The following is a 23,736-nucleotide window of genomic DNA, read 5'->3' as shown; positions in this document are numbered from 1 at the left end:
TTTCGATGACACCTACGCTCGTGCGGCAGCACCTACCTCACGCGGGGGCGGTACCCCGGGTGAATCAGTCTGCACGCGCGCGTGACTGGGCAGAGATCCAGGAGCGGATGCTCGTACCGCTCTACGAGGCCGTCTACGAGCGACTCGAAGTGGGCGACGGGACGCGGCTGCTCGGCCTCGGCTGCGGGTCGGGGCTCGCCCTTCTGATGGCGACCGCTCGGGGTGCCGCCGTCACCGGCGTCGACTCCTCGTCGCCCGAGCGACTGACCCTCGCGCGGGAGCGGTTGCTGCCGGAGGCATGGGGCACGTGCGCGCGTGCGGACACCCGGCTCGTGGACGGCTCCCCCGCGAACGTGGCCGTCGCGGGAGCGCCGGCGTACAACCTCGTGACCGCGTTCGAGCCGATCGGGTGTGTGGCCGGGGACTCCGAAGCGCTGGGTTCGCTGCTCGGCTCGGCCACGCCGCATGCCGAGCGGGGGGCGCCTGTGGTGCTGGTCGGGTGGGGGCCGCCGGAGCGGTGCACCACCTCCGCCGTGCTGCGGGTCGCCACCAAGTTGGCCGATCCCCTGCGGGGGGCGGGGAGTTGGCGGGCCGCCGGTCGGGACGACCTGGAGGAGGTCGCTCAGCGGGCCGGGCTGCGGCCGGACGGGTCCGGGCGGGTCGCTTGTCCGTTCGGGTACGCCGATCTGGACAGTGCGGTGCGGGGGCTGTTGTCGACGGGGTTGTTCGACGCGGCGGTCGACGCGACGGATCAGGTGCAGGTGGACAAGGAGCTGACCGAGGCGCTTCATCCGCACCAGCGGGCGGACCGGACGGTGTGGATGCCCAATGTGTTCCGGTACCTGATCGCTCGTACGGGCTGAGGTCGCAGGCGCTTTTCGCCCCCTCCGCCCCTACCCGTCCCGTACCCGGGGCTGCGCCCCGGACCCCGCTGGGCTGTTCTCCAGGTGCGGACCGGTGGGGGCTGGTCGCGCAGTTCCCCGCGCCCCTTCAGGGGCGCGGGGCGAAACCCTCCCTAGCCCAGCCTCTTGACCCCCGCGATGCGATACGCCTCCGCCTCCTCCAGCGTCTCATTCGCCAGGAGCGCCTCCGCTAGGGCGTCGAGTTGGTCACGGTGGTCGCGGAGTTTGTCGCAGGCCTCCTCGTAGCACTCGTCGACGATGCGGCGCATCTCGTGGTCGATGGAGTCGAGGGTCGCGGGCGCGGCGGCAAGACCGTAGGCCTGTTGGGCGTCGTTCGGGAGGGCGGAGAGGCGGCCGACCCGTTCGCTCATGCCCCAGCGGGCGACCATGCCGCGGACGATGTTGGTGACCTGTTCGAGGTCGTTCTCCGAGCCCGTCGTGATGACTCCGTAGACGACGTGTTCAGCGGCCATGCCGCCCAGGGCGCCGATGATGCGACCGCGGAGGTACTCCTCCGTGTACGAGTACCTGTCCGCTTCCGGAGTCGACAACGTCACGCCCAGGGCCCGGCCGCGCGGGACGATCGTGACCTTGCGGACCGGGTCCGCGCCCGGCTGCAGCATGCCGAGGAGGGCGTGGCCGCTCTCGTGGTAGGCCGTGCGGCGGCGCTCCGCCTCCGGCATGACCAGCGCGCGTTCCGCGCCCAGCTGCACCTTTTCCAGCGCCTCGGAGAGGTCCGTCTGTGTGACCTGCTCCTGCTTGCGCTTGACCGCCAGCAGGGCCGCCTCGTTGGCGAGATTCGCGAGGTCCGCTCCGGTCATGCCCGGGGTCGTACCAGCCACCTGGGAGAGGTCCACATCGGGAGACATCGGAATGTCGCGGGTGTGGATCTCCAGGATCGCCTCGCGGCCGCCGCGGTCGGGGGGCGCGACGTTGACGATGCGGTCGAAGCGGCCGGGGCGGGTGAGCGCCGGGTCGAGGATGTCCGCGCGGTTCGTCGCGGCGATGACGATGACGCCTTCGGAGCCCGAGAAGCCGTCCATCTCGGTGAGGATCTGGTTCAGCGTCTGCTCACGCTCGTCGTGGCCGCCCATGGCGGAGCCGCCCGCCCGCGCCCGGCCGATCGTGTCGATCTCGTCGATGAAGATGATGGAAGGGGCCACCTTGCGGGCCTCGGCGAACAGTTCGCGGACGCGGGACGCGCCGACGCCGACGATCATCTCGATGAACTCGGAGGCGGAAGCCGAGAAGAAGGGAACCCCCGCCTCCCCCGCAACCGCCCGTGCGAGCAGCGTCTTGCCCGTACCCGGCGGACCGGCGAGCAGCACGCCGCGCGGCATCTTCGCGCCCATCCTTCGGTAGGCGTCCGGGTTCTTGAGGAAGTCCACGACGTCGTTCAGTTCGCCCTCGACCTCGTCGATGCCGGCCACGTCGGCGAAGGTCGTACGCGGGGCGCCGGGCTGCAGTTCGACCGGCTTCGGGGGTGCCTTGCGGCCGAGCATGCCGCCCGCGCCGCCCATGCCCGCCCGGAACCGTCGGGCGAAGAAGATCCACAGCACCACCAGGAGCACGATCGGGGCCAGGGAGAGCAGCAGGTTGGAGAGGAAGCTGCGCTGCTGGACCACCGGTGAGGCGGTCACCGTGGCCTGGTGTTTCTCCAGGTTCTGCCAGAGCTTGTCGTCCGCGAAGGACGGGCGCTGGGTCTTGAACTTGGTGTACTTCCCGCCGCCCTCCGGGTTGTCCTGGGCGTTCTTGAGCTGACCCTGGATCGCGTCGCCCTTGGAGTAGATCTTGCTGATGTTGCCGTTGTCGACCTGCTTGCTGAACTCCGTGTACGAGATCGTCGGCTCGTTGCCCTCATTGAAGAAGGACAGCACCAGGATGGCGACGACGAACACGACCAGGGCGGCAATGACCAGGCCGATCCAGCCGCCGGGCATCTTCCTTCTCCCGGAGGGTGGCCCGGTCGGCTCCGGCGGGGTTCCCTCGGTACGCCACGGCTGGTCAGGGTCCTTGCGTGGCGGCGCAGGGTTGCTCATATTTGGACGTTACGACACGAAACGCCCGCCAGCACCCGCACACAACACACTGGGGCGCCCCTCGGACGAGGGGCGCCCCAGTGACGTACCGGCGCAAACGCCCGTACGGATCGAACCGTCAGCCCATGAACTTCTTGAACTCGTCCGGCAGCTCGAAGTCCTGGCCGCCCTGCTGCGGCAGACCGAACGCGTTGCCGCCCTGGGCGCCCGCCTCGCGGCGCTGCGCCTCCTCGAGCTCCTGCTGCTTGCGCTTCATCGGGTTGCCGGAGCGCTGCTTGCCCTTGGCCTGCTTCGCCTTCTTCTTGGTGCGGCCGGGGCCGCCACCCATGCCCGGCATCCCAGGCATCCCGGGCATTCCGCCGCCCTGAGCCATTCGGGACATCATCTTGCGGGCCTCGAAGAAGCGCTCGACCAGGCCCTTGACGGCGCTGACGTCGACGCCGGAGCCCTTGGCGATACGGGCGCGGCGCGAGCCGTTGATGATCGTCGGCTCCTGGCGCTCGGCCGGGGTCATCGACTTGATGATCGCGGCCGTGCGGTCGACGTCGCGCTCGTCGAGGTTGTTGATCTGGTCCTTGATCTGGCCCATGCCGGGGAGCATGCCGAGCAGCTTGCTGATGCTGCCCATCTTCCGGACCTGCTCCATCTGGGCCAGGAAGTCGTCCAGGGTGAAGTCCTGGCCCTTCTTGGACGCCAGCTTGGAGGCCATCTTCTCGGCCTCTTCTTGGCTGAACGTCTTCTCCGCCTGCTCGATCAGGGTGAGCAGGTCACCCATGTCGAGGATGCGGGAGGCCATCCGGTCCGGGTGGAAGGCGTCGAAGTCGTCGAGCTTCTCGCCGTTCGACGCGAACATGATCGGCTTGCCGGTGATCGACGCGATGGAGAGGGCCGCACCACCGCGGGCGTCACCGTCGAGCTTGGAGAGCACCACGCCGTCGAAGCCGACGCCGTCGCGGAAGGCCTCGGCGGTGTTGACCGCGTCCTGACCGATCATCGCGTCGACGACGAAGAGGATCTCGTCCGGGGAGACGACGTCGCGGATGTCCGCGGCCTGCTTCATCATCTCCTGGTCGATGCCGAGGCGGCCGGCGGTGTCCACGATCACCATGTCGTGGACGTTGGTCTTCGCGAACTCGATGGAGTCCTTGGCGACCTTGACCGGGTCGCCGACGCCGTTGCCCGGCTCCGGCGCGTACGCCGCGACGCCGGCGCGCTCGGCGACGACGCTGAGCTGGTTCACGGCGTTCGGGCGCTGGAGGTCCGCGGCGACCAGCAGCGGGGAGTGGCCCTGGTCCTTGAGCCACTTGCCGAGCTTTCCGGCGAGCGTGGTCTTACCGGCACCCTGGAGACCCGCGAGCATGATCACGGTGGGCGGGTTCTTGGCGAACCGGAGGCGGCGGGTCTCGCCGCCGAGGATCGTGACGAGCTCCTCGTTCACGATCTTGAGAACCTGCTGGGCCGGGTTCAGCGCCTTGGAGACCTCGGCACCGAGCGCACGCTCCTTGACGTTCTTGATGAAGGTCCGCACGACCGGCAGGGCCACGTCGGCCTCGAGGAGCGCGATACGGATCTCGCGTGCGGTGGCGTCGATGTCAGCTTCGGACAGCCGGCCCTTGCCCCGCAGGTTCTTGAACGTCGCTGAGAGGCGATCGGAGAGAGTATCGAACACGGCGCTCGTCGGTCCTCAGGGGTCGGGGGCGAAGGGAATCGCCCTCCAGGGTATCTGGCCGCGTGCGGTGCGGTCTCCACCGCGTTCGTACGAGACCGCGGGCACCCCCCGATCCCGTACGGGACAGGCGCTCTAGCCCCGCAGCGTCTCCTCCAGGGCGCGGGCCACCGAGGCCGCCTCCTCCCCCGGCAGGGGCGCGCCCTTCGTGCCGGTCACGTAGAAGGCGTCCACGGCGTTCGCGCCGAGCGTGGAGACGTGCATGCTCCGCACCCGGACGTTCGCGTCCTCCAGGGCCCGCCCGATGCGGTGCAGCAGACCGGGGGCGTCATGGGCGCGGACCTCGATGACCGTGGCGTGGCGGGAGGCCGTCGAGGCGACCGTCACACGGGGCGGCGGCGCGACCGTCCCCCGGCGGCGGGGGTAGGCGGCGTCCCGTTCGGCGAGCCGGGCCGTGATGTCGAGGGAGCCGTCCAGAGCGCGTACGAGATCGGCGCGCAGCCGGGCGGCCTGCGGCAGGGAACCGTACTCGGCGGCGACCCGCCAGTTGAGCAGCAGCACCGAGCCCTCCACGCCGTCGGGCAGGTCCAGGGCGCGCAGCTCGGCGGTGCGGACGGTCAGCCGGTGCATGGCGAGCACGCCCGCGACCGCGGGGAGTACGCCGGGCTGGTCGGGCACGGCGATGAGGAGCTCCACACCCAGCGGCTCCGGGTCGCCGGCGGTCTCCTCGGCCGGCGGCTCGGTCTGCGCACGCAGCGCCAGTACCGGCCCGCCCGTCCGGAACGCCTCGATCGCGAGCCGCTCCTGCTCGGCCGTGGGCGCCGCGTCCTCGGGCTCCTCGGGGGCGTCGCCGGCGAGTACGGCCGAGACCCGCTTGACCAGGTCGGCCACGAGGGAGCCGCGCCACGAGGACCAGGCGGCGGGGCCGGTGGCCAGGGCGTCCGCCTCGGTGAGGGCGTGCAGCAGTTCGAGGGTGCCCTGCGAGCCGACCGCCTCGGCGACCGAGCGGACCGTGGCCGGGTCCTCCAGGTCGCGCCGGGTCGCGGTGTCGACGAGCAGCAGATGGTGGCGTACGAGTGCGGCGAGCACCGCCACGTCCGTGCGGTCGAAGCCGATCCGGACGGCGACGTCCCGCGCGATGATCTCGCCCGCCACGGAGTGGTCGCCGGGCCAGCCCTTGCCGATGTCGTGCAGCAGGGCGGCCACGAGCAGGAGGTCGGGGCGGCCCACGCGGCGGGTGAGTTCGGAGGCGCGGACGGCCGTCTCGATGAGGTGGCGGTCGACGGTCCAGATGTGCACGGCGTTGCGCTGCGGCCGGCAGCGGACCCGCTCCCAGTCGGGCAGGAGCCGGGTGATCAGGCCCTCAGCCTCCAGCGCCTCCCAGACCTCGACGGTCGGGCGGCCCGAGCCGAGGAGCGTGACGAGCTGTTCGCGGGCCTCGGCGGGCCAGGGCGTGGGCAGCGGACGCGCGGCGGCGGCCATGCGCCGTACGGCGTGCAGGGACAGCGGGAGCCCCGCCTGTGCCGCCGCGGCCGCGGCGCGGAGCGGAAGTACGGGATCGCGCTCGGGGCGTGCGGCGCGTGCGAGCACCACCTCGCCGTCCATCTCGACCACACCCTCGGCGAGCGGGGAGCGCTCCGTGGCGGGCTTGGCGCCGCCGCCCAGCATGGCGCGCAGCCGCGGACGAACGGCGCGCGAACGCAGCACGCGCCCCACCTCGCGCCAGGTGACGTCACTGGCGTACGAGACGACGCGCGCTGCCTCGTACACCTGGCGCAGCAGGGTGTCGGCGTCCAGCAGCCCCAGCTCCGCGGCGACCTGGTCCTGCTCCTGGAGCGAGAGGCGGTCGGTGGCGCGTCCGGTGGTGAGATGCAGCGCGTCGCGTACGTCGAGGAGCCTGCGCCGGGCGTCGGAGAGGCCCTCGCGGGGGGCGTCCGCGAGCCACGAGGCGGCGACGGCGCGCAGGGCGGTGGCGTCGCGCAACCCGCCGCGCGCCTCCTTCAGGTCCGGCTCGAGGAGGTACTGCAGCTCTCCTTGGCGCTCGGCCCGCTCGGCGCACAGCTCCTGCAGTTCGGGGAGCCGTTTCGGCGCCTGATTGCGCCAGTCGGCGAGGACGGCCGTACGCAATCCGGCGGTGAGGCCGAGGTCGCCCGCGAGATGCCGGGCGTCCAGCAGCCCCAGCTGCACCTTGAGGTCATCGCCCGCGGTCTTGCGGGCCTCGGCGGGCGTGCGGACGGAGTGGTCGAGGGCGAGGCCCAGGTCCCAGATGGGATACCAGATGCGGTCGGCGAGGGCGGCGACCGCGCCGGAGTCGCTGCCGTCGTGCAGGAGCAGCAGATCGAGGTCGCTGCGGGGAGAGAGTTCGCCGCGTCCGTAGCCGCCGACGGCGACCAACGACACCCCGCGCAGTCCTTCGGAGCCGGCGGTGAACAGGCCGGTCAGCCAGTCGTCGGTGAGTTCCGCGAGGGCAGCACGGCGCGGCGGCCCGGACCGCGCCCCCTCCTGGAGGAGGCGCAGCCGGGCCGCCGCGTAGCCGCTGGGTCCCGAGTCCTCTGCTTCCGTACGCATGTCCGTACTCGTCACCCAGCGACTCCTGTCGTTTCTTCTTCTTCGAGCGGGTCCGGTTAGAGCGCGTCCGGGCCGCGCTCGCCGGTCCGGACCCGGACGGCTGTCTCGACCGGGATGGACCAGACCTTGCCGTCACCGATCTTGCCGGTGCGGGCCGCCTTCACGACGACGTCGATGAGCTGTTCGGCGTCGTCGTCCTCGGCCAGCACCTCGATGCGGATCTTGGGGACCAGGTCGACCGTGTATTCGGCGCCACGGTAGACCTCGGTGTGGCCCCTCTGCCGACCGTAGCCGCTGGCCTCGGTGACCGTCAGACCGTGCACCCCGAAGGCCTGCAGGGCCTCCTTGATTTCATCGAGCCGGTGGGGCTTCACGACGGCGGTGATGAGCTTCATGCGTCCACCTTCTTGGTCTCCGTACCCGCGAGGGCGGAAACGGCGCCTCCGACGACGCCGCCACCCGCTCCGCTGAAGTCGTATGCGGTCTCGGCGTGCTCGGCCTGGTCGATACCGGCGATCTCCTCGTCCTCGGTGACCCGCATACCGATCGTCTTGTCGATCAGGAAGGCGAGGATCGCGGAGGCGATGAGGGAGTAGGCGAGAACCGCGCCGACCGCGGCGCACTGCTTCCACAGCTGGTCGAACGTGTGGTCGCCGTAGAAGACGCCCGTCGCGGTGGACTGCCCCTTGCCGCTGGCGAAGAAGCCGATGAGCAGGGAGCCGACGACACCGCCGACCAGGTGGACACCGACGACGTCGAGGGAGTCGTCGTAGCCGAACTTGTACTTCAGGCCGACAGCCATGGCGCACAGCAGACCGGCGATGACACCGACGGCGATGGCACCGATCGGGGTCACACAGCCGCCGGACGGGGTGATGGCGACGAGGCCCGCGACCGCACCGGAGGCGGCGCCCAGCGTGGTGAACGCTCCGTGGCGGATCTTCTCGTAGATGAGCCAGGCCAGCATGGCGGCGGCGGTGGCGATCTGCGTGTTGACGAACATGAGCGCGCCGACGCCGTCATCGTTGCCGAGCCACGAACCGGCGTTGAATCCGAACCAGCCGAACCACAGCAGACCGGCGCCGAGCATGACCAGCGGGAGGCTGTGCGGACGCATCGGGTCCTTCTTGAAGCCGACGCGCTTGCCGATGACCAGGATCACGCCGAGCGCCGCGGCACCCGCGTTGATGTGGACCGCCGTACCACCGGCGAAGTCGATCACACCCATGTCGAAGGCCCAGCCGCCGGCGCCCCAGACCCAGTGGGCGACGGGGAAGTAGACGACCGTGCCCCACAGCGCGACGAACAGCGCCCACGCCGTGAACTTGACGCGGTCCGCGAGGGCACCGCTTATCAGGGCGGGCGTGATGATCGCGAACATCATCTGGAAGACCATGAAGACGAAGATCGGGATGGTGTAGCCGTCCCACAGCTCCGTCAGGCCGATGTTGCTGAGGCCGACCCAGTCCGAGTTCCAGCCGATGAGGGAGCCGTGGTCGGTACCGAAGGCGAGCGAGAAGCCGTACAGCACCCACAGGATCGTGATGATCCCTATGCTGATGAAGCTCATCATCAGCATGTTCAGGGTGCTCTTGACGCGGACCATGCCTCCGTAGAAGAAGGCCAGGCCGGGCGTCATGATCAGCACCAGGGCGGAACAGATGAGCATGAACCCTGTGTTGGCGGCAGACAGCTTGGGTGCTTCTGCGGCAAGGGTGATGGCTGGTGCCATCGGCGTCTCCTCGTCGTTTGGTACGGCCCCGTGCGGGCGAAGCCTGAGTGGGCGTGAGGGGCGGGCCGGTTATGCGCCATGAGATTGGCGCAGCGCCGTTTCCGTCGAAGCCCCTCGATGTTTCGCACCCGTGACGAAGAGGTCCTGCGTGTTACGCGTCCATGAACTGCCTGATACCGGGCCGAGCGATCGTTATCGTGGCGCAACCTTCTTCGAAGGTGCATGAACCGGCCACGGCCGGCCGTCCGATGACCTGGCATAGGGGGAGCCGAGTCGGGCAGTTCGGGACAGCCGGCCGTGGCCGGAGTACTGGGCCGGGGCCGCTCGCGCGGCCCGGTCAGACCGCCTCGGCGGTCTCGGGCAGGTCGATGGCGAGCTGGTCGGTGAGATCGACGACCTCGGCGAGGTCCCCGAAGTCGCGGGCCGCCGTGTCGACCGTCTTTCGGATACGAGTGTTGACACGCTCGGAGCGCACCTTCTTGGCGACCGCCATCGCCTCCTTGGCCAGCACCGCGCTCTGCTCGGGCTCGCGCTGCAGGAGGTGCACGGTGGCCATGCCGATGAGGTTGAGTGCGTACGAACGCTGGTGCTCCTGGTCCTTGCCGAAGCGGTCGACGGCCTGCTGCATCAGGGGCTCGGCCATGGACGCGTACGTGGGGCTGCGCCCGGCGACGTAGGCGAGGTCGCGGTAGGAGTGCGAGTTCTCGGCGTACAGCTCGGCCTTCGAGAAGAAGCGGATCCAGTCGGGGTCCGGGTCGTCCCACTCATGGACGTCGGCGAAGGTGTCCTCGGCCATCCGGACGGCCCGCTTGCACTTTCCGGGCTGGCCCATGCTGGCGTAGGCGCGGGCCTCCATCGCATACAGCATCGACTGGGTGCGCGGGCTCGCGCAGTCACGGCTTCCGTACTGCGCGAGATGGATGAGTTCGAGGGCGTCGTCGGGCCGGGCGAGGTGGATCATCTGGCGGCTCATGCTGGAGAGGATGTACGAGCCGAGCGGCTTGTCGCCCGCTTCCTTGGCGGCGTGCAGGGCGAGCACGAAGTACTTCTGCGCGGTGGGCTGGAGTCCCACGTCGTAGCTCATCCAGCCCGCCAGCTCGGCCAGCTCCGCGGCGACCTTGAACAGGCGTTTGTTGGTCGCGGCGGGCTGGGGCTCCTGCAGCAGGTCCGTCACCTCGTGCAGCTGGCCGACGACCGCCTTGCGGCGCAGGCCGCCACCGCACTGGGCGTCCCATTGCCGGAACATGACGGTGGTGGACTCCAGGAGGTCCAGCTCGGGCTTGGAGAGCCGGCCGCCGCGGCGGGTCGAGGCCGGGGGCTCGGGCTCCTCGTGCGGCGATGCGGGCGTGGGCACGAGCCAGCGCTGCATGGGCTCGATGAGTGCCGGGCCGGCGGAGAGGGCCAGCGAGCTGCCGAGGAAGCCGCGGCGCGCCAGCATCAGGTCGCTGCGCGAGTACTCGCTGATCAGCGCCACGGTCTGCGGGCCCGTCCAGGGCAGATCGACGCCGGACACGGACGGTGACTGGTGGGCGGCGCGCAGACCGAGGTCCTCGACGGCGACGACACAGCCGAACCGCTCGGAGAACAGCTCGGACAGGATCCGCGGGATCGGCTCCCGCGGGTTCTCACCGTCCAGCCAGCGGCGCACCCGCGAGGTGTCCGTGGAGATGTGATTGGCCCCCAACTGGCGGGCCCTGCGGTTCACTTGACGTGCGAGCTCACCCTTCGACCAGCCGCTGCGCACGAACCACGAGCCGAGCAGCTCATTGGGGCGCTTGTCAGCGTTCATCCCGCTTCCGCCGTTGCCGCCCACTGGAACGCCCCCATCCCTGAGACCACTTGCACGCTGCGTGCGCCCAAGCCCTATCAGAATGCCGGTAAATACAGCCGCCCGTCCGGCAGTTCTCACCCTTCGAACGGGAAGCCGACTTGCCCTTGGCATACCCACGAGTGCATACGTCCCCAGGACTCGTGCACTCAAAGTAATCCTACGATCACCCGTCCAGCCATGGCGATCCCGGAATCGCCACCATTCGCCACCCCTTCGAATGAACTCCGCGTGGCCTGTGCGCGATTCACTTGACACATGACGGCCGGGAGTGGGCGGAGCGGTGTACACCGGGGCGCACACAGCCGAGTGCACCACCCGGGGCACCACAAAGCGCCGCCTGGACCGCGCGGCACGGGGAAGTCGGGAACAGAGAGTTACGTTCTGCTTTCCTAACGTAACCACCGGTGCGTCAAACCCGTTGGAGGGGGCATGGGCTTCACGATCGGCAGCAGTCGGGGGATGCGCGAAATCCGGCCCGGCTCGCGGCGCCGCGGCCGCTCCTCGGAGTGCACCGCCGTGGCCGAGTTCACCGGGCTGTGGGGCTGGGACGTGGTCCCGGGCGCCCGCACCGCCGCCGGGGCATGCTCGTGCGGCCAGGCCGACTGCCCCGCACCGGGCGCGCATCCGCTGGACTTCGCGCCGACCATCCCGGCCGGGGCCACACTCGACGAGGCGACCGAGGCCTGGGCCGAGTTCCCGGGGGCCGCGGTGATGCTGCCGGTCGGCGGCGCCTTCGACGTGATCGAGGTCGCCGAACCCGCCGGGCGCCGCGCGCTCGTCCGTCTCGAACGCATGGGGCTCCCCCTCGGACCCGTCACGGCCACTCCGGACGGCCGCGCCCACTTCTTCGTCGCCCCCGGCGCGGCGGCCGAACTCCCCGAGCTGCTCTACCGGATGGGCTGGGACGACGCGTCCCTCGACCTGCACGGCCTGGGCCCCGGTACGTATGTCACGGCGCCACCCTCCGACCGAGGTGGCCGCGGCCCGGTCCAGTGGCTGCGCTCCCCCGCCCTGGACTCGGCGACGAAGCCACCGCAGGCACGGCTGCTGCTCGGCACGTTGGCGTACGTGGCGCATCGGTCGCGCGTATAGCTCCCGGCACACGGGTGGCGCGCCCGGCTTCCGCCGGGCGACAACGGCGAAGGGCCCCGCCTCATCTGCACCATGCGGCGGGGCCCTTCTTCTTCGCGTAAGCCGGGATTACTCGCCAATGAGCGCGTCCACGAAGGCCTCCGGCTCGAACGGCGCCAAGTCGTCCGCGCCCTCGCCCAGACCCACCAGCTTGACCGGTACGCCCAGCTCGCGCTGCACCGCGACGACGATGCCGCCCTTGGCGGTGCCGTCCAGCTTGGTCAGCACGATGCCGGTGATGTCGACGACCTCGGCGAAGACGCGGGCCTGCACGAGACCGTTCTGCCCGGTCGTGGCGTCGAGCACCAGCAGCACCTCGTCCAGCGGCGCGTGCTTCTCGACGACGCGCTTGACCTTGCCGAGCTCGTCCATGAGGCCGGTCTTGGTGTGGAGCCGGCCCGCGGTGTCGATGAGCACGACGTCGTAGCCCATCTCCTTGCCTTCCTTGACCGCGTCGAAGGCGACGGAAGCGGGGTCGCCGCCCTCGGGCCCGCGCACGGTGTAGGCGCCGACCCGGTCACCCCAGGTCTGCAGCTGCTCGGTGGCGGCGGCACGGAAGGTGTCGGCGGCACCCAGGACGACGGTGCGACCGTCGGCCACCAGCACGCGGGCGAGCTTGCCGGTGGTGGTGGTCTTGCCAGTGCCGTTGACGCCGACGACCATCACGATGCCGGGCTTGCTGGCTTCGGGCTCGGTCTTGACGGTGCGGTCGAAGTCGGTGCCGACCAGGTTGAGCAGCTCCTCGCGCAGCAGGCCGCGCAACTCGTCCGGAGTGCGCGTGCCGAGCACCTTGACGCGCTCGCGCAGCCGCTCGACCAGCTCCTGGGTGGGCTGGACGCCGACGTCGGCGGTGAGCAGCGTGTCCTCGATCTCCTCCCAGGTGTCCTCGTCGAGGTGCTCGCGCGAGAGCAGCGTGAGCAGCCCCTTGCCGAGCGCGTTCTGCGAGCGGGAGAGACGGGCGCGCAGACGTACCAGCCGTCCGGCGGTCGGCTCCGGGATCTCGATCGCGGGAGCTTCGACAAGAGGCTCGGGCTCCTCGACGGCGACCGGCGCGCCCGCCGAGCCCTCGGGAAGATCCACCTCCTCGATCGTGCGGCGCGGTTCTTCGCGCGGCGTCTCGGCCTCGTCGCCGACGTGCGGCTCGGCCGGAGGGGCGGTGATGTCGGGGGCGGCGGGGGGCGGCGGGGGCAGCTGCTTCCGCTTGCGACTGCCGACGACGAGCCCGCCGAGCGCGCCGATCACGACCAAGGCGATGACTACAGCAAGGATGACGGTTTCCATAACGTCCCCCAGTATCGGCCATCCCTCCCGCGGGAGGCGGATTCCCATTCCAAGGCGAGATTCCGTGGCTTCCTCCAAAGGACATAAGTCACAAAGAGTCATCACTCCAGCCAAAGTATGATGATTCGCCATGAGCACCACCGAGCCCTCCGATGGCGCCCTCGAAGCTCCTGCCCTCGAAACCCGCGGCATCGAGCCGGTCCCCCACTCCGAACGCACCGCGAGAACCCGCGACCTGTTCCCCACCTGGGTTGCCGCCAACATCAGCGTCCTGCTGCTGACCATGGGCGCGAGCCTGGCCGTCACGTACGGGCTCAACTTCTGGCAGGCCCTGGTCGTCGGCGTCGCGGCGCCGATCGTGTCGTACGGCCTGGTCGGACTGATCGGTATCGCGGGCAGGCGCGGCGGCGCTCCCGGCATGGCCCTGTCCCGCGCGGTCTTCGGCCAGCGCGGGAATCTCCTCCCCGGCTCACTGATCTGGATCGCCCGCTGGGGCTGGGAGACGATCAACGCGGTGACCGGCGCCTACGCGCTGCTCACCGTCCTCGACATTCTCTTCGGCATCAAGAGCAACACGTTCCTGATCATCGTGACGCTGCTGCTCTTCGTCCTCACGACGTTCGGGATCTCGGGCCTCGGCATCATGGCCGTCCAGAAGTGCAACAAGTGGGCGATGTACCTCTTCGGCGGCTTCTCGGTGCTCGTCCTCGGCCATCTGATCGTGGACACGGACTGGAGCAAGGTCTTCGGACAGGCGGCGGGCCAGACGTCCCTGATGATCACGGGCGTCGGCCTCATCGCCGCGGGCGGCATCAGCTGGGTGCCCTCCTCCCCCGACTTCACGCGCTATCTGCCGCGTACGGCGTCGTCCGCGGCGATCGTGCGCAACTCCATCGGCGGCGCCGGCATCGTCGTACTGCCCATGGTCCTGATGGGCGCCGTCATGGCGGTCTCCACGCCGGATCTGGCCTCGGCCGCCGACCCGGTCTCCTTCCTCGGCGCGGTCCTGCCGCTGTGGATCGCGGTGCCGTATCTGCTGATCGCCCTGGTCGGCATGCTGCTGATCAACGCGATGTCGATGTACTCGGCGGGATTCACCGCGCAGACGCTCGGCTTCAAGGTGCCGCGCCACTGGGCGGTCTCGGTCAACGCCGTGATCTCGCTGGTCTTCGGCGGCGTCCTGATGCTGGTCGCGACCAGCTTCATGGGCTCGTTCATCGCCTTCCTGTCGCTGCTCGCCGTCGCCTTCTCGGCATGGGTGGGCGTGTTCGGAGCGGACATGCTGCGCCGCAGGGAGTACGACGCCGAGGCCCTGGTCGACACCACGCGGACCAGCGCCTATTGGTACCGCGGCGGCTTCAGTCCCGCCGCGGTCGCCGCGTGGGCGGTGGGACTGGGCAGCGGACTGCTGTTCACGACGTCCGACTGGTTCACGGGCCCGCTGGCCTCCAACAACCCCATCGGCGAGTACGGCCTGGGCTGGGTGGCGACGATCGTGGTCTCCTTCTTCCTCTACGTCGTCCTGCCGAAGCCCGCGGTGGTCGCACCCGGGACCGAGCCCGTCAAAGAGCCCGCCGCTATGGCCGTCTGACGTACCGTCAGCTACCGTCCCCCTTCACACACGAAGGGGGACTCCCCATGCCCGTAACCGTCGTACGCTTCAACCTCGTTGACCCCGACGCCACACCCGCGTCGCTCAGTGCCCGCTACAAGGCGGCGGTCGAGATGGCCGCGTACGCCGACGACCGCGGGATCACCACCGTGCAGACCGAGGAACACCACGGTGTCGCCAACAACTGGCTGCCCTCGCCGTTCGCCTTCGCGGGCGCGGTCTTCGGCGCCACCCGGCACATAGCGGTCACGGTGTCGGCGGTCATCGGTCCGCTGCACGACCCGCTGCGCCTCGCCGAGGACATCGCCGTACTCGATCTGCTCAGCGGCGGACGGCTCGTCACAGTGGCCGGAATCGGCTACCGGCCCGAGGAGTACGCCCTCTTCGACGTCGACTGGAAGCGGCGCGGCACACTCCAGGACGAGCTGCTGGAGACGGTGCTGAAGGCGTGGACCGGCGAGGAGTTCGGGTACCGGGGCCGTACGGTACGGGTCACCCCGCGCCCCTTCTCGGATCCGCACCCCCTGCTGCTGGTCGGCGGTTCGTCCAAGGCCGCGGCCCGGCGCGCCGCCCGGCTCGGGCTGCCGTTCTTCCCCAGCGCGCACCTTCCCGAGCTGGAGGCGTACTACAAGGAGCGGCTCCTCGAGTACGGCACCGAGGGCTGGACCATGATGCCCGCCGCCGAGACCCCGCTGCTGCACATCGCCGAGGACCCGGACCGGGCGTGGGCCGAGTACGGCGGGCACTTCCTGCACGAGGCGCGGACCTACGCCTCCTGGCAGTCCGGCGACATCCGCTCCGCGGTGAAGTCGGCGGCCACCTCGGTCGACGAGCTGCGCGCGGAGGGTGTCTACCGGATCCTCACGCCCGACGCGTGCGTGGAGCAGGGCCTGGACAACTTTGTGCTGCATCCGCTGTCCGGCGGGATGCCGATCGACGAGGGCTGGCGCAGCCTGCACCTGTTCTGCGAAAACGTACTGCCCCGGCTCAAGGACCTCGAGGGAATCGGGGGCTGAGCCGGGGCAGTACGTCTCTTACGAGTACGAGGAGAGGGGCAGCGGGGACTTGGCCCTTCTCCCCGAGTTTCGGGGAGCCTTTCTCAGGAGGCTCAGCCCATCTCCTCCAGGGCCTTGCCCTTCGTCTCCTTCACGTACTTGAGCACGAAGGGGATGGAGAGCGCGGCGAAGATCGTGTAGATCACGTAGGTCGCGGAGAGGTTCCAGTCGGCCAGCGACGGGAAGCTCGCGGTGATGGCCCAGTTGGCGATCCACTGCGCGGAGGCGGCGACGCCCAGCGCGGCGGCGCGGATCCGGTTCGGGAACATCTCGCCCAGGAAGACCCAGACCACGACACCCCAGGAGAGGGCGAAGAAGAGGACGAAGACATGCGCGGCGATCAGGGCGGTCCAGCCCTGGGCGGCCGGCAGCTTGCCGTCGACGAGGTCGAAGGAGAAGGCCCAGGCCTCGAGGCCGAGACCGATGACCATGCCCACGGAACCGATGAGCGCGAGCGGCTTACGGCCGATCCGGTCGACGAAGATCATGGCGATCACGGTGCCGATGATGTTGATGATCGACGTCGTGAACGAGTAGAGGAACGAGTCCGTCGGGTCGACGCCGACCGACTGCCACAGCGTCGAGGAGTAGTAGAACGCGACGTTGATGCCGACGAACTGCTGGAAGACCGAGAGGCCGATACCGACCCAGACGATCGGCTTGAAGAAGAAGCTGCCGCCGAGCAGGTCCTTGAAGGTCGACTTGTGCTCGCTCTTCATGGCGTGCTCGATCTCGGCGACGCGGGCGTTCAGGTCGACCTTGTCGCCCTCGACCTCCTTGAGCACCTCACGGGCGCGCTCGTCCTTGCCGACGGAGATCAGGAAGCGCGGCGACTCGGGGATCGCGAAGGAGAGCAGACCGTACAGGACGGCCGGGATGACCATGACGCCGAGCATGACCTGCCAGGCCTCGAAGCCCAGGAGCGTGCCGCGCTGGTCACCGCCGGCGGCGTTCAGGATGCCCCAGTTGACCAGCTGCGAGACGGCGATGCCGACGACGATCGCGGCCTGCTGGAAGGATCCGAGGCGTCCGCGGTACGCGGCCGGGGAGACCTCGGCGATGTAGGCGGGGCCGATGACGGAGGCCATGCCGATGGCGAAACCGCCGATGATGCGCCAGAAGGCGAGGTCCCACAGCGCGAAGGGCAGCGCGGAACCGACGGCGCTGACCGTGAAGAGGACGGCGGAGATCTGCATGCAGCGGATGCGGCCGATGCGGTCGGCTATGCGACCCGCGGTCGCGGCGCCGACGGCGCAGCCGATCAGCGCGATGGCAATGACCTGTGCCAGGGTCGCGGAGCCGATGTCGTAACGGCTGCGGATGGCTTCGACGGCGCCGTTGATCACGGCACTGTCGTAGCCGAACAGGAAGCCGCCCATCGCGGCCGCCGCCGCGATGAAGATGACATGCCCGAGATGTTCGGGGTGAGCCGTCCTGGCTCCTGGCTGGGGTGCCTGCGCGGTGCTGGTCACGTGAAACTCCTCGGGCCACCGGCCTCGCTGCCGGGGGGTGGGGGCAAGCCCTTCAGGGTGGTTCCAGTGGCGCATAACCTCGCGCCGCCCACCACCTGAAGGTAAAAGCAACGTTGCAGAGACTATGCCTTCAAGTTTCGAAGTCAACAGCTCGCTTGCTGTGAATTTTTAGCACAGGAGTGGTGAGCGTGTGTTCAATACTTGAACTCAGAAGAAGCCCAGGTCATGACCGGTGTGGCCTACATGTATCTAGCGGAGCCGCTGGCTGATGACCTTCGACACACCGTCGCCCTGCATGGAGACGCCGTACAGCGCGTCGGCGACCTCCATCGTGCGCTTCTGATGTGTGATCACGATCAGCTGCGAGGCCTCCTGCAGCTCCTGCATGATGCGGATCAGCCGCTGCAGGTTGGTGTCGTCGAGCGCCGCCTCGACCTCGTCCATCACATAGAACGGGCTGGGCCGCGCCTTGAAGATCGACACAAGCATCGCGACGGCGGTCAGCGACCGCTCACCGCCGGAGAGCAGGGACAGCCGCTTGACCTTCTTGCCCGGGGGCCGCGCCTCGACGTCCACACCCGTGGTGAGCATGTTGTCGGGGTCGGTCAGAATCAGCCGCCCCTCCCCTCCCGGGAACAGCCGGCTGAAGACCCCCTCGAACTCCCGGGCCGTGTCCCGGTACGCCTCGGTGAAGACCTGTTCGACGCGCTCGTCGACCTCCTTCACCACCTGAAGCAGATCGGCACGCGTCTTCTTGAGGTCCTCGAGCTGCTCACTGAGGAACTTGTGGCGTTCCTCCAGCGCGGCGAACTCCTCCAGAGCGAGCGGGTTGACCTTGCCCAGCTGCTGGTACGCCCGCTCCGCCGACTTGAGCCGCCGCTCCTGCTCGGCACGGTGGAACGGCCGGGGCTGGTTGCGCGGATGCTCCGGGTCCTCGGGCAGTTCCTCGCCCTCGGCTGGGAGCGAGGGCGGCACGGGCTGGTCGGGACCGTAGTCCGCGACGAGTCCCGCCGGTTCGACACCGAGCTCCTCCAGCGCCTTCGACTCCAGCTGCTCTATGCGCAGCCGCTTCTCGGCGCCGAGTACCTCGCCTCGGTGAACCGAATCCGTGAGTTTGTCGAGTTCCGCCTTGAGGTCGCGGCCCAGGTTGCGGGCGACGCCGAGCGCCTGCTCCCTGTGCGTCTTGGCGTTCTCCGCGGCGACCCGCTCCTCCTCGGCCCGGGTGAGCGAGACTTCGACGTGCACGAGCAGCTGGCGCGCACCGGAGGCGACGGCCTCGGCGACCGCCGCCTCGTGCCGCAGCCGGGCCCGCCGCTGCTCGGCACGCGCGCGTGCCTCGCGTTCGGCGCGCGCGGCCCGGTCGAGTCCGTCGGCCCGCCCGGCGAGCCCCTTGACCCGCTCCTCGTGCGTACGCACCTGGAGCCGGGCCTCCATCTCGGTCTGCCGCGCATTGGCGCCGTCGGCGGCGAGCCGGTCGCGCACGGAGGTGTCGGGCTCCTCCTCGACGGGCATCTCCTCGGCCACGGCGAGCCGTTCGGCCAGTTCCTCGGCCTCCTCCACGGCCCGGTCGAGCGCCTCCTGCGCCCGCGCGGCGGCGGCCGTACTCCGCTCGGCCTCCCCGGCAGCTCCCCGCGCCTGTCCGGCCAGCCGCCCGAGCTGCTGCGCCACGGACGACTTCTCCCGCTCGGCGGCCCGCCGCCGCTCGCCCAACTCCTCGACGAGCGCTGCCCGTTCTTTCCTCTGCTCGGTGGCGAGGTGCTGGGTCTCGGTCAACTCCTCGCAGCGGACCGCGAGTTCTTCGAGCTCGGCCGCTGCCTCGTCGACCGATGCCTGCACTTCGAGCAGGCTGGGCGCCCCGGCGGACCCGCCGTGCGCGAAGTGCGCCCCGAGCAGGTCGCCCTCTGCGGTGACGGCGGTGAGTTCGGGCCGCGCGTAGACGAGGTCCTCGGCGTCTTCGAGGGTGCCCACGACAACGATCCCGCGCAGCAGTCGCCGTACGGCGGGCATGAGTTCGGCGGGGCCCCGGACGAGGTCGGCGGCGTACGGGGGCCCGTCGGCCCGGTGATCGGGACGGGATACACCGTCGGGCGCGCCGTAGGCGTCGCCGCGCCGCTCCGCATCGCCCGCGACACCTGGCGCCCGGTACTCACCGGCCTCGGCCCCGGTCCCCGTGCCGCTCCCGGCCCTGTGGCGTACGTCACCCGTGGCGCCGTACACGTCTTCGCGCTCCGTCGCGAGCGCCTCGCCGGGAGCACCGCCCGCGGTACCTGGCGCCCGGTGCTCCCCGATCCCCGCCGCGCCGCGTACGTCATCGGTGGCGCCGCGGTCCGTCGACGAGACCGCGGGCCGCGCCGCTGCGGGAGCGTGCGAACCGTCCGCGGGCCGCCCTGCCGGGCCGGCCACCGCCTGCCCTGCCCCAGGAGAGCCCGGTCCCGCCGGAACGTCCCTGCGTACGCCTCCGGTCGCCGGGCCGGAGCCGTCGCGCCGCGCCGCGCCCGTTCCGGGCTCCTCCGGTGCGCCCGCCAGCAGCAACGCCGCCCGCCCGGCGTCCTGCTTGCGCAGCAGGCGGATGGCCTCCGCGGCGGAGGCGGGGGTGGTGACCGCGATCGCGTCCGCTGCCGCGCCGAAGGCGGCGGCCAGGGGAACTTCGAAGCCGGGGGTCACCGACAGCAGCTCGGCCGCCGGCCCGAGCAGCCCCGTCAGCCGGTCCTTCGCCCCGAGCAGCGCTCCCGTGCCGTCCTTGCGGCGCAGCCCGAGGGCGAGCGCCTCGTGGCGGGCCTGGGTGGCGGCGCGCCTGCGTTCCGCCGCCGTGGCCGCCTCGCGGGCCGCCGTCAGCGTGGCCTCCGCCTCGGCCAGCGCCCGCTTGGCCGCCTCGTGCCGGTCCGTCAGCTCCGCGTCGCCCGCGTCGAGGCCGTCGACCTCGGCCTTCAGCTGCTCGTACTCCTCCTGGGCGGCGACCGCGCGCTCCTGGGCCTCGTCGCGGGCGGAGGCGAGCCGGTCGATCTCCGCCTGGGCGGAGGCTGCGCGTGAACGGGCGGCGTTCACCTGGCCGTTGAGGCGGGCAAGACCCTCGCGGCGGTCGGCGATGGCGCGGGCCACATCCTTGAGGCGGCGCTCCTCGACGGCGAGCTCGCGCTCCAGCTCGGCGCGGTGCGCGACGGTGTCCTCCAGCGCGCGCTCGGCCGCCTCCAGGGCCGCTTCGAGCTCGGCCTCCTGCTCGCGGATCCGCGCGGCCTCGCGCTCCATGTCCTCGGGGTCGCGGCCGCGCCGCTCCTCGGCGGGCACCGATGTGGCGCTCTTCACGCGCGCGTCGGCCAGCGAGATCGTGCCGCGCACCCGCTCGGCGAGCTGCGAGAGTTCGTACCAGGTCTGCTGGGCGCGCTGGAGTCGCGGCGTCAGCTGCCGTACCTCGTCCTCCAGGAGAGCTTCCCGCTGGAGCGCCTTCTTCAGCTCCGCCTCGGCGGCTTCCTTGCGTTCCTTGAGTGCGGCCTCGTCGGCGATCTCGGTCTGCAGTGCCTGGCGGAGTCGTACGAGATCGTCGGCCAGCAAGCGCAGACGCGCGTCCCGGAGGTCGGCCTGGATGACGGCGGCGCGGCGGGCGACGGCCGCCTGGCGGCCGAGCGGCTTCAACTGCCGCCGCAGTTCGTCCGTGAGGTCCTGCACGCGCGCGAGGTTCGCCTGCATCGCGTCCAGCTTCCGCAGCGCCTTCTCCTTGCGCTTGCGGTGCTTGAGGACGCCCGCCGCCTCCTCGATGAAGGCGCGGCGGCCCATCGGATCGGCGTGCAGGACGGAGTCGAGCTGGCCCTGGCCGACGATGACGTGCATCTCGCGGCCGATGCCGGAGTCGGACAACAGCTCCTGGATGTCGAGGAGACGGCAGGTGTCACCGTTGATCTGGTACTCGCTGCCGCCGTTGCGGAACATGATCCGCGTGATGGTGACCTCGGCGTACTCGATGGGCAGCGCCCCGTCGGAGTTGTCGATGGTCAGCGACACCTCGGCGCGGCCGAGCGGTGGACGGCCGGTCGTGCCGGCGAAGATGACATCCTCCATCTTGCCGCCGCGCAGCGACTTGGCCCCCTGCTCGCCCATGACCCAGCTCAGGGCGTCCACGACATTGGACTTGCCCGAACCGTTGGGCCCCACGACACAGGTGATACCCGGCTCGAACCGCAGCGTGGTCGCCGAGGCGAACGATTTGAACCCGCGCAGGGTCAGGGCCTTGAGGTGCACGCCGCTGGACTCTACCTTTCGTGCTGGTCTCACTCCATGAACGCGCGGTTTCACCCGTGAACGTGCAGGGCACACCAGACGTTAAAGACAGTGGAACTGTGCGCGGGGGAAAGAAAGAAGGGACGCCGAGGGGCGTCCCTTGCAAATCTGACAACTTAGCGGTTGATAGGGGCTGCCCAACCACTGCTGTCGTAGTGCGGTGCAGTGATCAGGTGAGCGCAGGCTCCGCCTGGGGTACGTCGATGCTCTCGAGAAGCGAATCGTGAGAAGCGGCAGCCGCGAGCGCGTCGTTCTCGGCCTGAATCCGTACGAGCTCGGATTCGAGGTCCTGTACGCGCTGCTGGAGCCGTCGCATCTCGGCAATGAGTCGCGGGTCGGAACCGCCGACGTAACCGAGAAGCGCCTTTGCCATGATGGATGGTCCTCCACACTGAGTGACCGACCGAAGCGGTGTGGGTCGTGAGGGAATCGCACCCGCGATGCTTGACACTGCTGATGTCCTGCTGCCGTTCCACATGCCAAACAGCTAAGGTGCGCGGGGCTTTCAGCGTCTCACCAAAAAGTTTGACGGTCAACACGATCACGCCCCGTATCGGCGGGCAACCCGCTGTCGCGCGGCCCTTGAACGGCAGCGCTGCGACTCCTGCGGGGTCCTCAGGGCGTGGAGATCATCCTTAACTGCGGAGCCTGCCACGACAAGCCGTTCTTGGCAACCACCAGGTCATTTCTGCTTCTGGCAGGTGCCGGTGGCATGCCATACCGCTTCCGCCTGGGCCGTTGCACCAGTCACCGTCAGCGGATGGCGAAGTCGTCGTAGTTCCCCCGGGGCGTGTCCCAGATCTCAGTGACTCCGTCTACCCGCCCGGGCGTGTCGTCGCCCTGGAGCCAGTCCAGCAGGCTCTGGCATCCGTCCCGGGAGCCCTCCGCGACCACCTGGACCCGTCCGTCGTCCAAATTGAGAGCAAAACCACTCAGCCCGCCGATCTCCAGCGCCTTGGCCCGCGTGAACCAGCGGAAACCCACACCCTGGACCCTTCCGCGCACCCAGACGACCAGCCGTGCAACCTCGTTCATGGGTGCACGCTAACCGGACAATGTCTCGCGGAGCACTTCCTCCCCTCGCGCCATGCGGTACCGTCCCGACCCAATGAGTCTCATATGAAACTCACTCTTTCGGGTGAGGTTCGGCTGAGGACCGCTGACCGCAAGACGAGGAAGGCCCAGGAGATGGGACGCCACCGACGCTCCGCCGCCGGCCGCGCCGCCACTGGCCGCGCCACCGGGGTCACGGAAACGAACGGGACGCAGACGGACAGCTACGGTCCGGAGAATCTGTACGGCTACGCCGCAGTCGCCGACCTCCCGCGCACCGCCGCTGCCCGCTCACACCGCAAGAGGAAGGCCGCGACCCCCGTCCGCACGGGTCTGCTCGGCGTCTCGGCGGCCGTGGCGCTGGGCACCGTCGCCGTGGCGACCGGAGTGCTGCCCGGCAGCGACAACTACTCGCTCGGCGGCGGCAGCAACAACTCCGACAGCGTGCAGGCCGCGAGCTCTCCGTCCGGTCTGGAGACCCAGCAGGGCGGCACGTCCGGCAGCGCGGACTCCCGCGAAGGCACGTCGACGAGCCGTGACGCGGACCGCTCCGCATCGCCCTCGGACTCGGCCGCTCCCGCAACGTCGCCCGTCGCTCCGACGACGACGCCTTCGAAGGAGCCCACCGCCAAGCCCAGCAAGACGAAGGCTCCGAAGCCCGCGAAGCCCGCCAAGCCCCACACGAAGGCGCCGAAGACCACCGCCCCGGTGACGGTCTCCGCCGAGGCCGCGGCCGAGGCCGCGGTACTCAAGCTCGTCAACGAGGAGCGGGCCAAGGTGGGCTGCAGCGCGGTGTCGGCGAACAGTGCCCTCACCGACCTGGCCCAGACCTTCAGCGAGGACATGGCCGCGCGCGACTTCTTCGACCACACCGACCCGAGCGGGCACAGCCCCTGGGACCGGGCGGCGAAGGCCGGGATAACCAGCCTGGGCGGCGAGAACATAGCCCGCGGTCAGACCACCGCCGCGGCGGTGATGGAAGCCTGGATGAACAGCCCCGGCCACCGCGCCAACATCCTCAACTGCGACTTCAAGACCCTCGGCGTCGGAGCCCACTTCGGCTCGGGCGGCCCGTGGTGGACGCAGGACTTCGGCTACTGAGATAACCGCAGGTCAGAGGCA

16 protein-coding genes are annotated in these 23,736 nt (G+C 70.1%); 5 read left to right on the top strand and 11 right to left on the bottom strand.

Annotation, left to right across the window (positions count from 1 at the left end; translation table 11 throughout):
- Positions 1 to 5: 5 nt before the first annotated feature.
- A complete protein-coding gene (locus tag ACZ4RZ_RS21620) occupies positions 6 to 863 on the top strand; it encodes an SAM-dependent methyltransferase (protein ID WP_467746719.1) in 858 nt (285 codons plus the stop codon).
- Positions 864 to 1,015: 152 nt separating this feature from the next.
- On the opposite strand, the gene ftsH is transcribed toward ACZ4RZ_RS21620, so the two are convergent.
- The 6 genes from ftsH to nsdA form a co-directional block, all read right to left on the bottom strand.
- A complete protein-coding gene (gene ftsH / locus ACZ4RZ_RS21615) occupies positions 1,016 to 2,941 on the bottom strand; it encodes an ATP-dependent zinc metalloprotease FtsH (protein ID WP_467746717.1) in 1,926 nt (641 codons plus the stop codon).
- A gap of 118 nt (positions 2,942 to 3,059) precedes the next feature.
- On the bottom strand, positions 3,060 to 4,610 hold the full coding sequence (gene ffh, locus ACZ4RZ_RS21610) for a signal recognition particle protein (protein WP_467746716.1): 1,551 nt from the start codon (positions 4,608 to 4,610) through the stop codon (positions 3,060 to 3,062).
- A gap of 132 nt (positions 4,611 to 4,742) precedes the next feature.
- A complete protein-coding gene (locus ACZ4RZ_RS21605; protein ID WP_467746715.1) occupies positions 4,743 to 7,190 on the bottom strand; it encodes a [protein-PII] uridylyltransferase in 2,448 nt (815 codons plus the stop codon).
- A 41-nt stretch (positions 7,191 to 7,231) separates the two neighbouring features.
- Positions 7,232 to 7,570, bottom strand: coding sequence for a P-II family nitrogen regulator (locus ACZ4RZ_RS21600; RefSeq protein ID WP_054235369.1), 339 nt, complete (start codon positions 7,568 to 7,570; stop codon positions 7,232 to 7,234).
- Positions 7,567 to 8,907, bottom strand: coding sequence for an ammonium transporter (locus tag ACZ4RZ_RS21595; RefSeq protein ID WP_467746713.1), 1,341 nt, complete (start codon positions 8,905 to 8,907; stop codon positions 7,567 to 7,569). The genes ACZ4RZ_RS21600 and ACZ4RZ_RS21595 overlap by 4 nt, the downstream gene beginning before the upstream one ends.
- Positions 8,908 to 9,244: 337 nt before the next feature.
- A complete protein-coding gene (gene nsdA / locus ACZ4RZ_RS21590; protein WP_467746712.1) occupies positions 9,245 to 10,720 on the bottom strand; it encodes a transcriptional repressor NsdA in 1,476 nt (491 codons plus the stop codon).
- 447 nt (positions 10,721 to 11,167) lie between these two features.
- Between nsdA and ACZ4RZ_RS21585 the strand changes: the two genes are divergently transcribed.
- Positions 11,168 to 11,830: a bifunctional DNA primase/polymerase gene (locus tag ACZ4RZ_RS21585; protein ID WP_467746710.1), complete on the top strand. Its 663-nt coding sequence runs from the start codon at positions 11,168 to 11,170 to the stop codon at positions 11,828 to 11,830.
- Positions 11,831 to 11,938: 108 nt separating this feature from the next.
- On the opposite strand, the gene ftsY is transcribed toward ACZ4RZ_RS21585, so the two are convergent.
- Positions 11,939 to 13,150 carry a signal recognition particle-docking protein FtsY gene (gene ftsY / locus ACZ4RZ_RS21580; protein WP_467746709.1) on the bottom strand — a complete coding sequence of 404 codons (1,212 nt, stop codon included), beginning with the start codon at positions 13,148 to 13,150 and terminating at the stop codon, positions 11,939 to 11,941.
- A 130-nt stretch (positions 13,151 to 13,280) separates the two neighbouring features.
- On the opposite strand from ftsY, the gene ACZ4RZ_RS21575 reads away from it, so the two are divergent.
- Both ACZ4RZ_RS21575 and ACZ4RZ_RS21570 read left to right on the top strand, forming a co-directional pair.
- Positions 13,281 to 14,741 (top strand): cytosine permease, encoded by a 1,461-nt coding sequence (locus tag ACZ4RZ_RS21575; protein ID WP_467746707.1) that lies wholly within the window; start codon positions 13,281 to 13,283, stop codon positions 14,739 to 14,741.
- Positions 14,742 to 14,788: 47 nt separating this feature from the next.
- Positions 14,789 to 15,778: an LLM class flavin-dependent oxidoreductase gene (locus ACZ4RZ_RS21570; RefSeq protein ID WP_467746706.1), complete on the top strand. Its 990-nt coding sequence runs from the start codon at positions 14,789 to 14,791 to the stop codon at positions 15,776 to 15,778.
- Between the two features lie 92 nt (positions 15,779 to 15,870).
- Here the strand turns inward: ACZ4RZ_RS21570 and ACZ4RZ_RS21565 are convergent, their stop codons facing one another.
- The 4 genes from ACZ4RZ_RS21565 to ACZ4RZ_RS21550 form a co-directional block, all read right to left on the bottom strand.
- A complete protein-coding gene (locus tag ACZ4RZ_RS21565; RefSeq protein ID WP_467746704.1) occupies positions 15,871 to 17,289 on the bottom strand; it encodes a sugar porter family MFS transporter in 1,419 nt (472 codons plus the stop codon).
- A gap of 249 nt (positions 17,290 to 17,538) precedes the next feature.
- On the bottom strand, positions 17,539 to 21,522 hold the full coding sequence (locus ACZ4RZ_RS21560; protein WP_467746703.1) for an AAA family ATPase: 3,984 nt from the start codon (positions 21,520 to 21,522) through the stop codon (positions 17,539 to 17,541).
- A 208-nt stretch (positions 21,523 to 21,730) separates the two neighbouring features.
- On the bottom strand, positions 21,731 to 21,934 hold the full coding sequence (locus ACZ4RZ_RS21555) for a hypothetical protein (protein WP_028802434.1): 204 nt from the start codon (positions 21,932 to 21,934) through the stop codon (positions 21,731 to 21,733).
- Between the two features lie 380 nt (positions 21,935 to 22,314).
- Positions 22,315 to 22,596 (bottom strand): acylphosphatase, encoded by a 282-nt coding sequence (locus tag ACZ4RZ_RS21550; protein WP_467746701.1) that lies wholly within the window; start codon positions 22,594 to 22,596, stop codon positions 22,315 to 22,317.
- A gap of 153 nt (positions 22,597 to 22,749) precedes the next feature.
- Between ACZ4RZ_RS21550 and ACZ4RZ_RS21545 the strand changes: the two genes are divergently transcribed.
- The gene (locus tag ACZ4RZ_RS21545; protein WP_467746973.1) at positions 22,750 to 23,715 is read left to right on the top strand and encodes a CAP domain-containing protein; all 966 of its coding nucleotides are present in this window, start codon (positions 22,750 to 22,752) and stop codon (positions 23,713 to 23,715) included.
- The last annotated feature ends 21 nt before the right edge of the window (positions 23,716 to 23,736 follow it).

This window comes from Streptomyces sp. NPDC027189, assembly GCF_055566975.1.
This window is presented reverse-complemented; position numbering and strand designations above follow the sequence as displayed.

What these genes read in the sequence shown, in the direction of transcription:
- ACZ4RZ_RS21595 (WP_467746713.1), bottom strand. Translation starts at nt 8,907, where the DNA reads ATGGCACCAGCCATCACCCTTGCCGCAGAAGCACCCAAGCTGTCTGCC.
- ACZ4RZ_RS21555 (WP_028802434.1), bottom strand. Translation starts at nt 21,934, where the DNA reads ATGGCAAAGGCGCTTCTCGGTTACGTCGGCGGTTCCGACCCGCGACTC.
- ACZ4RZ_RS21545 (WP_467746973.1), top strand. Translation starts at nt 22,750, where the DNA reads ATGGGACGCCACCGACGCTCCGCCGCCGGCCGCGCCGCCACTGGCCGC.
- ftsH (WP_467746717.1), bottom strand. Translation starts at nt 2,941, where the DNA reads ATGAGCAACCCTGCGCCGCCACGCAAGGACCCTGACCAGCCGTGGCGT.
- ACZ4RZ_RS21570 (WP_467746706.1), top strand. Translation starts at nt 14,789, where the DNA reads ATGCCCGTAACCGTCGTACGCTTCAACCTCGTTGACCCCGACGCCACA.
- ACZ4RZ_RS21585 (WP_467746710.1), top strand. Translation starts at nt 11,168, where the DNA reads ATGGGCTTCACGATCGGCAGCAGTCGGGGGATGCGCGAAATCCGGCCC.
- ftsY (WP_467746709.1), bottom strand. Translation starts at nt 13,150, where the DNA reads ATGGAAACCGTCATCCTTGCTGTAGTCATCGCCTTGGTCGTGATCGGC.
- ACZ4RZ_RS21600 (WP_054235369.1), bottom strand. Translation starts at nt 7,570, where the DNA reads ATGAAGCTCATCACCGCCGTCGTGAAGCCCCACCGGCTCGATGAAATC.
- ACZ4RZ_RS21620 (WP_467746719.1), top strand. Translation starts at nt 6, where the DNA reads ATGACACCTACGCTCGTGCGGCAGCACCTACCTCACGCGGGGGCGGTA.
- ACZ4RZ_RS21575 (WP_467746707.1), top strand. Translation starts at nt 13,281, where the DNA reads ATGAGCACCACCGAGCCCTCCGATGGCGCCCTCGAAGCTCCTGCCCTC.
- ACZ4RZ_RS21550 (WP_467746701.1), bottom strand. Translation starts at nt 22,596, where the DNA reads ATGAACGAGGTTGCACGGCTGGTCGTCTGGGTGCGCGGAAGGGTCCAG.